Below are 14590 nucleotides of genomic sequence, written 5' to 3'. Positions count from 1 at the left end.
GGCGCGACCGGCGGGGTCGGGATGGCCGCGGTCCAGATCGCGAAGGCCCTCGGTGCCCGGGTGATCGCGGTCGTCGGACCCCCGGGCTGCTGCGCACCGTCCGCCACCACCTCGCCGGCCGCCGGACGCTGGGCACCCGCGTCGTGGTCGTCGGTCCGCGGTACGTCGAGGTGACGGTCATCGCCACGATCGCCCGGACGGCCGACGGGCTGCCGTCGCGGATCCGCGACGACGTGCTGGGCGTGCTGCGCCGCTACCTCGACCCGCTCGTCGGCGGCCCCGCGGGCCTGGGCTGGCCGTTCGGCCGCGACGTGCCTCGCAGCGAGGTGCTGCAGGTGATCGCCGCCGTCCCCGGCGTGGACTATGTCGCGGCGCTGGAGCTGACCGGGACGGCGACCGGGTGCCCGCCGCAGGACGTCGGGTGCGGCGGCGTCCCGATCGGTCCCACGATGCTCACGACGTCCGGCCCGCACCGGATCGAGGTGGTCTGAATGTCCTCACCAGCGCCGTTCTCGCCCACCCGGATCGGCTGGCTCGACGGCCGCGGGCTGCGCGCGGCGGACCTCGCCGAGCAGTGCGAGCGCGAGGCCCTGACCCGGCGGCTGCACACCGGCGTGGTGCACGACTCGTGGGGCGTCGCGCTCGGGCTCGGCGTGGCGCTGACCGAGGCGGGCCGGGCGGCGGTGGTCGCCCCCGGGCTCGCGTACGACCGGCTGGGCCGCGAGATCGTCTGCTCCGCCGCCGTCGAGCTCGCGACGCCGGCCGTCCGGGGCGACGGTGAACCGCGGCTGCTCGACCTCGTCGCCCGGTGGGCCTCGGTCACCGAGCTGCGCGCCGGCCGCGATCCGCAGAGCCGCTGCGTGGGAGGTGCCGCGCCGGAGGCTGAACGGCCACTCCTGCGCTGGGTGGACGCCGGCGACCGCCCGGTCGCCGCCGGCCCGGCGCAGCGCCCCGGGTACGGGACCGCCGTCCGGCTGGGCATCGACGTCCCGCTCGGGCGCGTCACGCTGCGGCGTGACGGGACCCTCGGGGAGCTCGACCTGTCGTCGCGGCGGACGGCCCGCGGGCGGGTCCGGCCGCACATCGCCGCGCACACCGTGCGCCAGGGCGCGGTCGAGGCGGCCGGCGACTTCCGCACCTGGCGGATCACCGTGGACACGACCGCCGGCGGCTTCACCTCCTCGAGCGCCACGACGTACGTCGCGGCGCTCGGCGCGCATCCGTGGGGCGCGGACTCCGGCTTCAACTCCGAGGTACGCGACGGCCGGCAGTCTCCTCGCGAGCTGCTGCGCGCGCTGCTTCCGCTCGGGCACGGACCGTTCCTGCAGATCTCCGGCGCGACGCGCACCAGCTTCCAGCTGACCGTCCGGCACGGGCTGCCCGCGCGGCACCGGCTGCCCGCGCAGCTCGCCCGGCGCCAGGGCATCGCCGCACACACCAACCCGGTGCCGGTGCTGTGGGCCGGCGTCGAGTGGGTCGGCGGCTGCGAGCCGTCCTCCAGCACCGAGTTCGCGCTCATCGCGCAGCTGATCCTGCTCGATCCACAGGTCCACCTCATCCTCGGGGAGCCCCAGTGACCAGCACCGACGACATCCCGACCCTCGACCGGCCGGCGTTCTTCTCCGGGCAGCAGCTGCGCGCCGCGGACCTGGACGCCGTGACCCGCTACCACCGCGAGCTGTCGTGGCTGCACAACCGCAGCATGCACAACTGGGGCATCGCGAGCGGCTACCAGGTGCACGGCCTGCGCGGCGACGGCGCCGTCCGCGTCGAGGCCGGCTTCGCGCTCGACTGCCGGGGGCACGAGCTGATCCTCACCGAGCCCGCCGAGCTGCCGGTCCCCGCGGTCGCCGGCGACGCGCAGGGCAAGCCCGCCACGTACTTCCTCACCGTGTCGTGGCTCGACGACGAGGCGATCGACGCCGAGGTGCGCGCCGGACGCTGCGGGACCTCCGGCGCGGTGCGCCGTCCCGAGCGGGTCGACCTGCGGTGGCAGGACCCCGACGACCGGCTCGCCGGCAGCGCGTTCCGCCCGGGCGTCGACGTCGTGCTGGCCGGCGTGGAGGTCCAGCACTGCCGCCTCGCCGCGGACGTGTCGGGCGCCGAGCGGCGCAACGCGATGCCGGAGGAGATCCCGTACGTGTACGCCGGGCAGAGCCCGCACGGCGGCACGGCGTGGCGGCTGTGGCCGGACGCCGACCAGCCGATCGGGGTCGCCGCGACGATCACGACGACCGATGCGGGCTTCGGGGCCCCCCCGCGGTACCTGGCGCAGGTCGCGGGCTCGCGGGTGTACGCCAAGGGCGACGAGGGCCCCTACGTGATCGACGGCTACCCGCACGTCGCGAACGCCGGGGCGGCCGGCTTCGAGCTGCGGGTCGTGCTGCCGACCGGCCTCGGGGCGGTCGACGACGACGGTGCGGAGGCCACGCTGAACCCGGCGTCCGTCGTCCGGGCCGCCGAGTTCCCCACCCTGCTGAACTCCGAGCTGCAGTGGTACGTCGTGTGGATCGGGATCGAGGGCTGAGATGAGCACCGTCCCCGTCGCGCGGGTCACCGAGCAGCCCACGTACCGGTTCTTCAACACCGGCGACGGCTGGCCCGGGCTCACCGCCGACGGCGTCCGGGTCGACGAGCGCGGCGACCTCACCCTCGAGCGGGTGCCCGCGGTGATCGACCCGGTCGCGCTCGACCCCTGCGCGACGACCGCCTCGCGCACCCCGGTCGTCGGACCGCGTGGGCGCGCGTACCGCCTCGAGGGCTCCGAGCTGCTGGTGCTCGAGGCGGCCACCGGGCAGCGCCTCACCACCTGGGGGCCGCTCGACGAGCCGCGGATCGTGCTGGCGGACCCGCTCACCGTGGTGGTGGTGGAGTCCACGCGGCTGGCCAGGTTCGACGCGGACGGCGCGCGTGACGTGGCGTGGCAGGAGCGGGTGACCGCGTGGTCAGGCCCGCTCGACGTGGTCGACGCGACCCTGGCGCGGCTGCCCGACGGGCCGCGCGTCGTCGTGCTGGACCGCACCGGCCCGGAGCGCACCCGGCTGCTCGCGGTGGCCCCCGACGGCACGCAGGACGCCGCGCGGACGACGGCCTGGGCGGCCCTGCGGCGGCGGCGCCGCGACCCGGGCACCGGGTCGTGGCAGACGGGTGCGGTCGACGCGATCACGAGCGTGGCCGTCGACCAGACGAACGAGCGGCTGCTCGTGGTGTCCGGGGGCGAGCTGTTGTGCTTCACGCTGGACGGCGGATGGGTCGGCCGCGCGCTGACCGGCTCCCGCTCGCTCACCGAGGCGCGGGTGACGACGGACCACTGCGGCCGGGCACGGTACGTCGCACGCACCGTCGACGGCACCGACCTGTTCCTCGACCCGCACGGCGGGCACGTCCCGGTCGGCACGTTCGTCTGCGGCCCGATCTCCTGCGCCACCGCGCCGGCCACCTGGCGCGAGCTGCGAACCCGCGTCACCGGCTCGGACGCCGTCCGGCTGTGGACGCTCGGCAGCGACACGCCGGACGCCCCACCGGCGTCCTCCGTCCCGGGAGACGTCGCCGCCCCGGTCGTCCCCTGGCGAGCGGTGCCGGGCGACTGCCGCGGCGCGCTGGTGGCCTCCGCACCGTCCCGCTACCTGTGGCTGGGCGGGCTGCTCACCGGGGCGCCCGGCGCGGGAGACCCGCCGCGCCTCGAGCAGGTGCAGGTCGACGTGGCGACGGCGTCCTGGCTCGACCGGCTGCCGGAGATCTACCGCGATCCGGGGCCTCCGGCCGACTTCCTGGACGCCTTCCTGCGCGGCCTGCAGAGCGTGCTGCGCGACGACGAGGAGCGGCTCGCGGCGATGCCCGCGCGCTTCGACCCGCTGGCCTGTGCCGACACGCGCTCCGGCGGGGCCCCCGGGCAGCTCGACGACCTCGCGGGCTGGCTGGGCGTCACCCTCGACGAGAAGTGGGACACCGAGCGCCGCCGCGCCGTGGTCGCCGAGGCGCACCGGCTGTACGCGAGGCGCGGTACGGCGGCCGGCCTCGAGCGGCTGCTGAGCCTGTGTACCGGCGCGACCGTCGAGGTCGTCGACCCGGTCGACGCCGAGGCGCTCTGGGTGCTCGACGACGCGCCCTCGCCGGCGCCGCCGGCCTTGGGCATCAGCACGCGGCTGACGGCGGCGGTACCCGGCGGCGCGGTCGTCGACTCGTCGGCGTACCTCGACCGCGCGACGCTGAGCGACGGCACGGACTACGGCGCGCCCCTGTACGAGCCGACGGCGCACCGGTTCTGCGTGCGGGGCTACGCCGCAGACCTGCCCGATCCCCGTGACCGCGACGCCCTGCGGGTGCTGATCGAGGCGGAGAAGCCGGCCCACGCCGCGTACCACCTGTGCTTGATCGACGCACACGCGCGGGTGGGCTTCCAGGCCCGGGTCGGCCTCGACGCCGTCGTCGCGGGCCGGTCCGCCGACCTCGTGCTCGACGCGGCGGCGCGGCTGGGCACCGACGCGGCGCTCGGCGGCACGCCGGCCGCCGTCCACCTCGACCCGGCCCGCCGCGTCCGGACCGGGACCGCCCGCCTCGGAACCGGGCTGCACCTCACCTAGGGCCGCCACCCGCTCGCCGAAGGAGTCAGCAATGTCAGATCTCACCCTCAACGAGACGCTGCTCGGTCAGCTGCGCGCGCCGTCCCGCAACCGCTACTTCTACGGCAAGCTGCTCGACGTCGACCACCTCGACCTCGAGCAGGACTACCACGTGCTGGCGCGCTGGCGGCTCAACCGGCTGGCCCTGGGCTCCGGAGTCGTCTGCGGTCTGCAGCTCGAGCTGACCGACGCCGGCCTGCTGGTCCGCCCGGGCGTCGCGATCGACGCGCTCGGCCGGGAGATCACGGTACCCGGGTCGTACTGCGTCACCGACCCGCTGCAGCCCACGGACGTGCTCGGCGGACCCGACGGCGACCGCGTCGAGCACGGCACCGTCGCGGTGTACCTCTGCTACGTCGAGTGCCCCGCCGACCCGACGCCGGTCCTGGTCGGCGACTGCGACAGCCGCAACGCGACCGCCCCCGGCCGGACGGTCGAGCGGTTCCGTGTCCAGCTCGTCGCGGGCGCGCCGGTGGGCACGCGTGGATTGAGCGAGGCGCAGTGCGACGCGATCCTCGCGGACGCCGCCGGGCTCCCCGAGGCCGCGTGCCGGGCGCTCGCGGGCGCGTGCGCGCCGCCGGACCGGGTGTGCGTGCTGCTCGGCACCGTGGCCGTCGACCCGGACGGCACGAAGACCGTGCAGCAGTGCGAGGTGCGGACGACGCTGTACAGCAACGAGCGGCTGTTCGACCTGCTCGCCTGCCTCGCGGCGAGGGTGGCCCGATGCTGCGCGGGGACGTCGTTGCGCTACCTCGCCGGCGACGCCCAGCACGGCAAGCCGGGCGCCGAGCTGCCGGTGCGGCTGCAGGCGCGCGTCGAGGACCACGACGGCGGCGGCGTCGACGGCGCCGACGTCACGTTCCACGTGCAGGCCGGTGCGGCGACCGTCGGCGACGGGGCGGTCAGCGGTGCGCAGGTCGTCGTGCCCAGCGCCGGCGGCGGCCTCGCCGCCGCGACCCTCACCCTCGGGGACACCGCGGGACCGGTGTCCGTGGAGGCGACCCTGCAGGGCGGTGCCCGGATCGTGTACACGGCATGGGCGGACGAGCAGCCGCCTCCCGTGGACCACCCGCCGGTCGTGCTCACGCTGCGTCCCGCCCCCAACGAGGTGATCCTGGTGGACGACGACGGCGCCGGCACGCAGTGGGCGCACGAGCCGCAGCTGGTCGTCACCTTCGACCAGGAGATGCGCACCGACGACCTGAAGCGGCCCGGCGAGTGGCTGCGGCTCTGGATGCTGCTGGAGCCGCACGACGGCGCCGAGGAGGTCGCCGTGATCCCGGTCGAGCTGCGGCTCGGTGACGTGGCGGTCGCCCCGGTGCACGCCGCCACGTACCGGCTGCGGCTCGATCTCGGCGAGGTCGCGCCGTCCATCGCCGTGCTCCAGATCCGTTCCGAGTCCGACCGGATCGTCTCCAGCACCGCGCCGTCGCTCGAGCTCGACGCGGACTTCCGCGGCACGCCGATCGACGAGGACCTGCTGCAGCGGCTCTGGGACACGCCGGACCGCGCCAAGCTGCCGGTGGCGCTCTGGCAGCAGATCGGCGACACCGGCGCACGACTCCCCCGCTCGGGCGACGGTGCGGCCGGCGGCCGGCTGAGCGCGTGGTTCCGGGTCGGCCGGCGATGAGCCGCGCAGCCCCGCCGCGCCCCGCACGGCCCACCCGATACAACATCCTGCTGGAAGGACAACGGCAATGACCACCTCGACGACACACCTCGGGTGCGGCTGCGGCGGCACCGCGGTCGCGGCCACCCCGGCGACGAGCGGCGGGGTGACCGGCTGCGCCACGCCCGGTGCGGCGGGCATGGAACGCACCCGCTACTTCACCCGCCAGCTCGTCGGCGCCGACGACCTCACCCAGGACCAGCTCTACCAGCGCGAGAAGTCCCGCCGGCACAACCGGATGCTGCACGGCTGGGGCATCGTGTGCGGAGCCCGGGTGCGGGCCGGTGACGCGCCGTGCGAGGTCGTCGTGGAGTCGGGGTACGTCCTCGGACCGTACGGCGACGAGATCGTCATCGACGGCGACGTGGTCATCGACGTCTGCAGCGAGGATCTCGACGGGAACGTCTCCTCGCCGTGCGCACCGGCGGACCCGTGGTGCGCCGGGGTCCGCGTGGACCGGCCGTCCGGAGCGCCGCTGTACCTGGCGGTCGCGTACGCCGAGTGCCTCGCGCGCCCGGTCCGCGCCGTCTCGGACGGCTGCGGCTGCGACGACTCCGCGTGCGAGTACAGCCGGATCCGCGACTCGTACCGGGTCGTCGTGCTGGACCGGTTGCCCGCGACCTACCCGGTGGATACCCGGCCGCCGCGGTTCGCGGACTCCGTGACGTGCACCTCCAAGGACGCCCGGACCGCCCCGACGCGGCCGAACCGGGACGGCGAGCAGCGCCCCGCGCCCTGCGCCTGCCCGGCGTGCGGGCCGTGCCCCAGCGAGCCGTGGGTGATCCTCGCCGACCTCACCGTCGACGGCTCGGCCGTCACCGACATCGACTGCGACGCGCACCGGCGGTACGTCGCCCGGTTCGGGGACTTCTACTTCACGTGCGGGGACGGGCTGGCCGACGACGAGCGCAAGAAGACGCTCGGAGCGCTGAAGAAGGCGCTGACGTCCGACGCGATCAGCACCCTGTCGCGGGACGGGGCGCTCGCGGACGCCCTCACCCTGCCCGGGGAGCAGCTCGCCGTCACCGACGTCCAGGCGGACTCGCCGCTGGCGGCGGCGCTGAAGAAGAAGTCGATCCGCGACATCGCCATGCTGCGCAAGGACGACTTCGTCAAGCTGGCGCTCACGGACGTGCCGGAGGCCGAGCGCGAGGCGGTGGAGGCGAAGGCCGCCGAGGCGTGGGCGAAGGCGGCCGAGGTGTACGTCGCGCTGAACCGCTAGGGCGGGCGCCTAGAGCTCGTCGTACTTCGCGTTGAGCGCGGTGAGCTTGTCCAGGAAGTTCTCGTAGCCGCGGTAGATGAGCTCCAGGCCGTGCAGCGTCGACTCGCCCTCGGCCGCGAGCGCGGCGATCAGGTACGAGAAGCCGCCGCGCAGGTCGGGGATGACGAGCTCCGCGCCGCGCAGGTGGGCCGGGCCGGAGATGACGGCGGAGTGCTGGAAGTTGCGCTGCCCGAACCGGCACGTCGAGCCGCCGAGGCACTCGCGGTAGACCTGGATGCGGGCGCCCATCTGGTTGAGCGCCTCGGTGAAGCCGAGCCGGTTCTCGTACACCGTCTCGTGCACGATCGACAAGCCCTCGGCCTGGGTCAGCGCGACCACCATCGGCTGCTGCCAGTCGGTCTGGAAGCCCGGCGCGACGTCGGTCTCGATGGCGATCGCGTTCAGCGGCCCGCCGGGGTGCCAGAACCGGATCGACTTCGCCGAGCCGTCGCCGCCGTCGTTGACGTCGAACCGGCCGCCGACCTTCCGGTAGGTGTTCAGGAACGTCATCATCGGCTCCTGCTCGGCGCCGATGACCGTGATGTCGCCCTTGGTGGCCAGCGCCGCGCACGCCCACGACGCCGCCTCCAGGCGGTCCGTGAGCGCCCGGTGGTCGAAGCCGGTGAGCGAGTCGACGCCCTCGATGCGCACGACCCGGTTGCTGTGCACGGTGATCTGCGCGCCCATCTTCTGCAGGATGCAGATCAGGTCGATGATCTCCGGCTCGACGGCCGCGTTGCGCAGCTCCGTCGTCCCCTCGGCGAGGACGGCGCTCATCAGCACCTGCTCGGTGGCGCCGACGCTCGGGAAGCTGAGCTCGATCTTGGTGCCGCGCAGCCCGCCCGGCGCGTCGATGTACAGCCCGTCGGTCTCCTTGCGCACCTTGGCGCCCATCTGGCGCAGCGCATCGAGGTGGAAGTCGATCGGCCGGTCGCCGATCTTGCAGCCGCCGAGGTCGGGGATGAAGGCGCTGCCGAGGCGGTGGATGAGCGGCCCGCACATCAGGATCGGGATCCGGCTGGAGCCGGCGTGCACGTTGATCGCGGTGGGCTCGGCGTGATCGACCGCGCCGGGGTCCATCACCAGCTTGCCGTCGGTGCGCTCGACCGTGACGCCGTGCAGCTTCAGCAGGCCGGAGACGATGTCCACGTCGACGACGTCCGGGACGTTGCGCAGCGTGCTGGGGGTGCTGCCGAGCAGCGCCGCCACCATCGCCTTGGGGACGAGGTTCTTCGCGCCCCGCACGGTGACCTCACCGGACAGCGGTGTGCCGCCCACGATCCTGAGGGTCGAAGCGTTCTGCGCCACCTGCATCTCTCCCAACGCGTCGCGGCCGTGGTGCGCTCACCGGGTCGGTGAACTGTTCCATGCTGCCACGAACGACCGCTCAGATGCGGCAGGCGACGATGTCGGTGACGAGGATCGCTCGCGCGCCGAGCGTCCACAGCTGGTCCATGATGGCGTTCGTCTCACCTCGCGGCACCATCGCGCGGACGGCGAACCAGCCGTCGCGGTGCAGCGGCGAGACGGTCGGCGACTGCAGCCCCGGGGTCACGGCCGCGGCGGCCTCCAGGTTCTCCCGGTTGACGTCGTAGTCGAGCATGACGTACCGCCGGGCCACGAGCACGTTCTCCAGCCGCCGGACCAGCTGCGCGACGGCCGGCTGGTCGCGCACGTCGGGGCGCCCGATCAGCAGCGCCTGGCTGGTCATCAGCGGTTCGTCGCCGACGATCTCCAGCCCCGCCGTGCGCAGCGTGGTGCCGGTCGACACGACGTCCGCCACCGCGTCGGCGACGCCGAGCCGGATCGCGGTCTCGACGGCGCCGTCCAGGCGCACGATCTTCGCCTCGACGCCCGCGCGCTCGAGGATGCCGCGCATCACGCCGGGGTAGGCGGTGGCGACCCGCTTGCCGTGCAGGTCCTGCAGCGACGAGATGGTGCCCGGAAACGCCGCGAGGCGGAACGTGGAGCCCCCGAACCCCAGCGGCAGCACCTCGGTGGCCGCGGTGCCGGAGTCGACGAGCAGGTCGTGCCCGGTGATGCCCAGATCGAGAGTGCCCTCGCCGACGTACACCGCGATGTCGCGGGGGCGCAGGTAGAAGAACTCGACGTCGTTCTCCGGGTCGAGGACGGCCAGCTCCTTGCTGTCGGAGCGCTGGCGGTAGCCGGCCTCCCGCAGCATCGTCGAGGCGGCGTCGGCGAGGGAGCCCTTGTTGGGCACGGCAATGCGCAGCATGTGGTCTTCCTAGAGGTACTTGTAGACGTCGTCGATGGCGATGCCGCGGGCGATCATCAGCACCTGCACGCGATACAGCAGCTGCGAGATCTCCTCGGCGGCGCGGTCGATGCTCTCGTGCTCGGCGGCCATCCACGACTCGGCGGCCTCCTCGACGACCTTCTTGCCGGCCGCGTGGACGCCGTCGGCGACGGCCTGGACGGTCCCGGACCCGGCAGCGCCGGAGGCGACCTTCTCCTGCAGCTCGGCGTACAGCTCGTCGAATGACTTCACTTCGCTCCTCGTAGTCCGGCGAGCGTGATCGCCGTGTCCAGCGCGGCGTACGCCGCCTCGTAGCCCTTGTCCTCGATCGAGCCGGGCGCGCCGCTGCGCTCGATCGCCTGCTCCATGGTGTTGCACGTGAGCACGCCGTTGCCGACGGGGGTCGACTCGTCCAGCGCCACGCGGGTCAGCCCGGCGGTGACCGAGTCGCACACGTACTCGAAGTGCGGCGTCCCGCCGCGGATCACCGCGCCGAGCACGACGACCGCGTCGTGGTCGCGGGCCAGCTGCTGCGCCACGACCGGGATCTCGACGGCCCCGGCGACGTGCACGACCGTCGGCTCGGCGACGCCGCAGTCCCGGGCGCACTGCAGGGCGCGCCGCAGCATCGTCGAGACGAGCTCGGCGTTCCAGCGCGTGGCCACCACGGCCAGCCGCAGCCCGGAGGCGTCCAGCGACGCGGACTGCGGGCGGCCCTCACCGCTCACGGCAGGATCCCCGGCTCGGCGCCCTCGGGCAGTCCGGGCAGCAGGTGCCCCATCCGGTCGCGCTTGGTGGTCAGGTAGCGCAGGTTGTGCGGGTTGACGCTGACCGGCAGCGGCACCCGCCCGGTGATGGTCAGGCCGTAGCCCTCGAGGCCGGCGCGCTTGTCGGGGTTGTTCGTCAGCAGCCGCATGCTCTTGATGCCGAGATCGACCAGGATCTGCGCGCCGGTGCCGTAGTCGCGGCCGTCGACCGGCAGGCCGAGGTCGATGTTGGCGTCGACGGTGTCCGCGCCCTGGTCCTGCAGCTGGTAGGCCTGCAGCTTGTGCAGCAGGCCGATGCCGCGGCCCTCGTGCCCGCGCACGTACAGCACCACGCCGCGGCCCTCGTTGGCGACGGCCTGCATCGCGAGGTGCAGCTGCGGCCCGCAGTCGCAGCGCAGCGACCCGAACACGTCGCCGGTGAGGCACTCGGAGTGCACCCGCACCAGGACGTCCTCGCCGTCGCCGATGTCGCCGCACACCAGCGCGACGTGCTCGACGTCGTCGAAGTCCGTGTCGTAGCCGACCATGTGGAAGTCGCCGTGCACGGTGGGCAGCTTCGCCGAGGCGACTCGGCGCACGTGCTTCTCGCTGCGCCTCCGGTAGGCGATGAGGTCGGCGATGGAGATCATCGTCAGGTCGTGCTCGGCGGCGAACACGGTCAGCTCGTCCAGCCGCGCCATGTCGCCGACGTCCTTCTGCGAGACGATCTCGCAGATCGCGCCGGCCGGCTGCAGGCCGGCGAGGCGGCACAGATCGACGGCTGCCTCGGTGTGCCCCGCGCGGCGCAGCACGCCGCCCTCGCGGGCGCGCAGCGGGACGACGTGCCCGGGCCGCCGGAAGTCGCTGCGGGTCGAGTCGGGGCGGGCCAGCTCGCGGATGGTGCGCGCCCGGTCCGCGGCGCTGATGCCCGTGGTGATGCCCTCGTTGGCGTCGACCGTGACGGTGTACGCGGTGGAGTGCTTGTCCTGGTTGGTGTGGAACATCGGGGGCAGGTCGAGCCGCTCGCACGCCTCGTCGGTCAGCGGCACGCAGACGTACCCGGAGGTGTAGCGCACCATGAAGCCCACCAGCTCGGGGGTAGCCATCTCGGCGGCGAAGATCAGGTCGCCCTCGTTCTCGCGATCCTCGTCGTCCACGACGACGATCGCCTTGCCGTCGCGCAGGTCCTGCAACGCCTGGTCGATGGTGCCTAGCTCGTTCACTGCTCACGCCCTGACTGCTCGGTGGAGGACGGATGCCGCAATCCGGCCAGCGCCCGCTCGACGTACTTTGCCAGCACGTCTACCTCGATGTTGACGCGGTCCTGCACCGCGAGCCGCCCGAGGGTGGTCAGCTCGAGCGTGGTGGGGATCAGCGACACCTCGAGCCAGGTCTGCTCGGCGCCCGGCGCGCTGACGCCGCTGACGGTCAGCGACACGCCGCTGAGGGTGACCGAGCCCTTCTCGACGATGTAGGGCGCCAGGCTCGACGGGACGGCGAAGCGCAGCACGTCCCACTTCTCGTGCTCGGTGCGGGAGATCAGCGTGCCGACCGCGTCGACGTGGCCCTGCACGATGTGCCCGGCGAGCCGGCCGCCGGCCGGCATCGCGCGCTCGAGGTTGACCGCGCTTCCCGGGTCCCGCGAGCCGAGCGTCGAGCGGTCGAGGGTCTCCCCCATCACGTCCGCGGTGAACCCCGCGGCGTCGTGCTCGACGACGGTCAGGCACACCCCGTCGACCGCGATCGACGCGCCGTGCACGGCGTCGGAGACCACCAGCGGCGCCTCGATGCGCAGAACGGCGGTGTCGCCGTCCACGGTCACCCGCGAGACCGTCCCGATCTCTTCCACGATTCCGGTGAACACACGTCCTACTTTCGTCCGGCTCCGGCGTCACGACGCACCGCGACGATGCGCACGTCGGCACCGATGCGCCGTACGTCGGCGATGTCCAGACCGATCGCGTCGTCGATGCTGCTTATACCGTAGCCCCGTAACGCAGGCCACATCCCGCTCACCAGCAGCGTGGGCGCGAGGTACGCCCGGACCTCGTCGATCAGGCCGGCGCCCGCGAACGAGCCGGCGACGGTCGGGCCGCCCTCGACGAGCACGCTCAGCACGCCGCGCTGGTGCAGCTCGCCCAGCAGGGCGCGCAGCTCGATCCCCTCGCCGCGGGTACCCGGCGAGCGCCACACCTGCGCTCCGCGCGCGGCGAGCCGGCGTACGGCGTCCGGCGGCGTGTCCGGTCCGGTCGCGACCAGCGTGGGGACCGAGCCGTCGAGGACCCGCGCCGCCTCCGGCAGCCGTCCGGCGCTGGAGAGCACCACCCGCAGCGGCTGCCGTCCGCGGGGCACGCCGGCCGCGTCACGGGCGGTGAGCTGCGGGTCGTCGGCGCGGACCGTCCCGGCGCCGACCACGATCGCGTCGATCTGCGAGCGCAGGCGGTGCACGTCGGCGCGGGCATCGGGACCGGTGATCCACTGGCTGGAGCCGTCCTCGGCGGCGATCTGCCCGTCGAGGCTCTGCGCGACCTTCCAGATCACGTACGGGCGCCCGCTCACCCGGTCGTGCAGCCACGCGCGGAGCGCACCCGCGCGCGCCTGCTCGCCGAGGACGCCGTCGCGGACCTGCACCCCGGCGCTCTCGAGGCGCTGGTGGCCGCCCGCGGCCTGCTCGGTGGGATCGCCGACGGCGTACACGACGCGGGCGATCCCGGCCTCGGCGATCGCGTCGGCGCACGGCCCGGTGCGGCCGGTGTGCGCGCACGGCTCGAGGGTGCACACCAGGGTGGCGCCGCGGGCCGCGGCGCCGGCCTCGCGCAGCGCCTCGATCTCGGCGTGCGGCCCCCCGCCGGGCTGCGTGTGGCCGCGACCGATGACCGCGCCGTCGCGGACCACGACGGCGCCGACCGGCGGGTTGGGGCTGGACAGGCCCATCGCTCGCTCGCCGATCTCCAGCGCCTCGCGCATCCAGCGCTGGTCGTCGCTCACGACGCCGCAGCCGCCTGCGCGCGCAGCCGGCGGACGGCCGCCGCCGGGTCCGCGGCGCCGTACACCGCACTGCCGGCGACGAAGCAGTCGGCGCCGGCCGCTGCTGCCCGCTCGATGGTCTCTGTGTTGACACCGCCGTCGACCTCGACCAGCAGCCGGAGGTGCCCCGAGTCGACCGCGGCCCGCGCGGCCGCGATCTTCGGCAGCATCTCGTCGATGAACGCCTGGCCGCCGAACCCCGGCTCGACGGTCATCACCAGCAGGGTGTCGAACTCGCGCAGCACCTCGAGGTAGTCCTCGAGGGCGGTGCCGGGCTTGAGCGCGAGGCCGGCCTTCGCGCCGGCCGCCCGGATGGCGCGCGCGGTCTGCCGCGCGTCGCCGGCCGCCTCGACGTGGAAGGTGACGTTGTGCGCCCCGAGCTCGGCGTAGCCCGGAGCCCACCGGTCGGGATCGTCGATCATCAGGTGGCAGTCCAGCGGGATGTCGGTGGCCGCCCGCAGGCTCTTGACCACCGGCTCGCCGAGGGTGAGGTTGGGCACGAAGTGGTTGTCCATCACGTCGACGTGCAGCCAGTCGCTGCCGGTGACGGCGGCCGCCTCCTCGGCGAGCCGCGCGAAGTCGGCCGACAGGATGCTCGGCGCGATCATGGGCGCGCCGGTGGTCGTCACGGCGGCGTCGTACTGCATCGATGGTCCTCTATCTCTTGCGGATCAGGCTGATGAACATGGCGTCGGTGCCGTGCCGGTGCGGCCACAGCTGCACCCACGGGCCGCCGCCCAGGTCCGGCACGCCGGGCAGCAGCGGTCGGACGTCGAGCGGGTCCGCGTCCGGACGCTCCAGCGCGTCACGCAGCACCGCGCGGGTCTCCGCCACGTGCGGGCTGCAGGTGACGTACCCGACCACCCCGCCGGGGCGCACCACCCGCAGCGCGGACGCGAGCAGCTCGCGCTGCAGCGCGGTCAGCGCCGGCAGGTCTGCGGCGCTGCGCCGCCACCGGGACTCGGGGCGGCGCCGCAGCGCGCCGAGGCCGGAGCAGGGCGCGTCGAC

Annotated in this window: 14 protein-coding genes and 1 pseudogene; 6 read left to right on the top strand and 9 right to left on the bottom strand. The window is 74.2% G+C overall.

Annotation, left to right across the window (positions count from 1 at the left end):
- The first annotated feature begins 143 nt into the window (after nt 1-143).
- The 6 genes from F8A92_RS16775 to F8A92_RS16750 all read left to right on the top strand — a co-directional run bounded on the left by F8A92_RS16775 (nt 144) and on the right by F8A92_RS16750 (nt 7513).
- Nucleotides 144-491, top strand: coding sequence for a hypothetical protein (locus F8A92_RS16775; protein WP_153506328.1), 348 nt, complete (start codon nt 144-146; stop codon nt 489-491).
- Nucleotides 492-1577 (top strand): hypothetical protein, encoded by a 1086-nt coding sequence (locus F8A92_RS16770; protein WP_153506327.1) that lies wholly within the window; start codon nt 492-494, stop codon nt 1575-1577. It abuts the gene before it with no gap.
- Entirely contained in the window at nt 1574-2527 is a 954-nt protein-coding gene (locus tag F8A92_RS16765; protein ID WP_153506326.1) for a hypothetical protein, read from the top strand. The genes F8A92_RS16770 and F8A92_RS16765 overlap by 4 nt, the downstream gene beginning before the upstream one ends.
- 1 nt (nt 2528) lies before the next feature.
- Complete coding sequence (locus F8A92_RS16760) at nt 2529-4583, top strand: phage tail protein (RefSeq protein ID WP_153506325.1); 2055 nt, start codon at nt 2529-2531, stop codon at nt 4581-4583.
- Nucleotides 4584-4614: 31 nt separating this feature from the next.
- Nucleotides 4615-6252, top strand: coding sequence for an Ig-like domain-containing protein (locus F8A92_RS16755; RefSeq protein ID WP_153506324.1), 1638 nt, complete (start codon nt 4615-4617; stop codon nt 6250-6252).
- Between the two features lie 67 nt (nt 6253-6319).
- Entirely contained in the window at nt 6320-7513 is a 1194-nt protein-coding gene (locus F8A92_RS16750) for a hypothetical protein (RefSeq protein ID WP_153506323.1), read from the top strand.
- A gap of 9 nt (nt 7514-7522) precedes the next feature.
- Here F8A92_RS16750 and murA read toward each other — a convergent pair whose 3' ends face one another.
- The 9 genes and pseudogenes from murA to F8A92_RS16705 form a co-directional block, all read right to left on the bottom strand.
- The gene (gene murA, locus F8A92_RS16745) at nt 7523-8830 is read right to left on the bottom strand and encodes a UDP-N-acetylglucosamine 1-carboxyvinyltransferase (protein WP_267130054.1); all 1308 of its coding nucleotides are present in this window, start codon (nt 8828-8830) and stop codon (nt 7523-7525) included.
- 109 nt (nt 8831-8939) lie between these two features.
- The gene (gene hisG / locus F8A92_RS16740) at nt 8940-9788 is read right to left on the bottom strand and encodes an ATP phosphoribosyltransferase (protein ID WP_153506321.1); all 849 of its coding nucleotides are present in this window, start codon (nt 9786-9788) and stop codon (nt 8940-8942) included.
- A gap of 9 nt (nt 9789-9797) precedes the next feature.
- Nucleotides 9798-10061 carry a phosphoribosyl-ATP diphosphatase gene (locus F8A92_RS16735; protein ID WP_153506320.1) on the bottom strand — a complete coding sequence of 88 codons (264 nt, stop codon included), beginning with the start codon at nt 10059-10061 and terminating at the stop codon, nt 9798-9800.
- Nucleotides 10058-10537, bottom strand: a complete 480-nt coding sequence (ribH, locus tag F8A92_RS16730) for a 6,7-dimethyl-8-ribityllumazine synthase (RefSeq protein WP_153506319.1) — start codon at nt 10535-10537, stop codon at nt 10058-10060. The genes F8A92_RS16735 and ribH overlap by 4 nt, the downstream gene beginning before the upstream one ends.
- Nucleotides 10534-11778 carry a bifunctional 3,4-dihydroxy-2-butanone-4-phosphate synthase/GTP cyclohydrolase II gene (locus F8A92_RS16725; RefSeq protein ID WP_153506318.1) on the bottom strand — a complete coding sequence of 415 codons (1245 nt, stop codon included), beginning with the start codon at nt 11776-11778 and terminating at the stop codon, nt 10534-10536. Before F8A92_RS16725 ends, ribH begins: the two co-directional genes overlap by 4 nt.
- The gene (locus F8A92_RS16720; RefSeq protein WP_153506317.1) at nt 11775-12419 is read right to left on the bottom strand and encodes a riboflavin synthase; all 645 of its coding nucleotides are present in this window, start codon (nt 12417-12419) and stop codon (nt 11775-11777) included. The genes F8A92_RS16725 and F8A92_RS16720 overlap by 4 nt, the downstream gene beginning before the upstream one ends.
- Nucleotides 12420-12424: 5 nt before the next feature.
- Nucleotides 12425-13543 (bottom strand): bifunctional diaminohydroxyphosphoribosylaminopyrimidine deaminase/5-amino-6-(5-phosphoribosylamino)uracil reductase RibD, encoded by a 1119-nt coding sequence (gene ribD / locus F8A92_RS16715; RefSeq protein ID WP_228389524.1) that lies wholly within the window; start codon nt 13541-13543, stop codon nt 12425-12427.
- Nucleotides 13540-14229 (bottom strand): ribulose-phosphate 3-epimerase, encoded by a 690-nt coding sequence (gene rpe, locus F8A92_RS16710; protein ID WP_228389523.1) that lies wholly within the window; start codon nt 14227-14229, stop codon nt 13540-13542. The genes ribD and rpe overlap by 4 nt, the downstream gene beginning before the upstream one ends.
- A 10-nt stretch (nt 14230-14239) precedes the next feature.
- A pseudogene (locus F8A92_RS16705) lies at nt 14240-14590 on the bottom strand (hypothetical protein); the annotation flags it as partial.

This window comes from Cumulibacter manganitolerans, assembly GCF_009602465.1.
Lineage (GTDB): Bacteria > Actinomycetota > Actinomycetes > Mycobacteriales > Antricoccaceae > Cumulibacter > Cumulibacter manganitolerans.
Note: the sequence above shows the minus strand (reverse complement) of the source record. Positions and strands in the feature narration are given on the sequence as shown.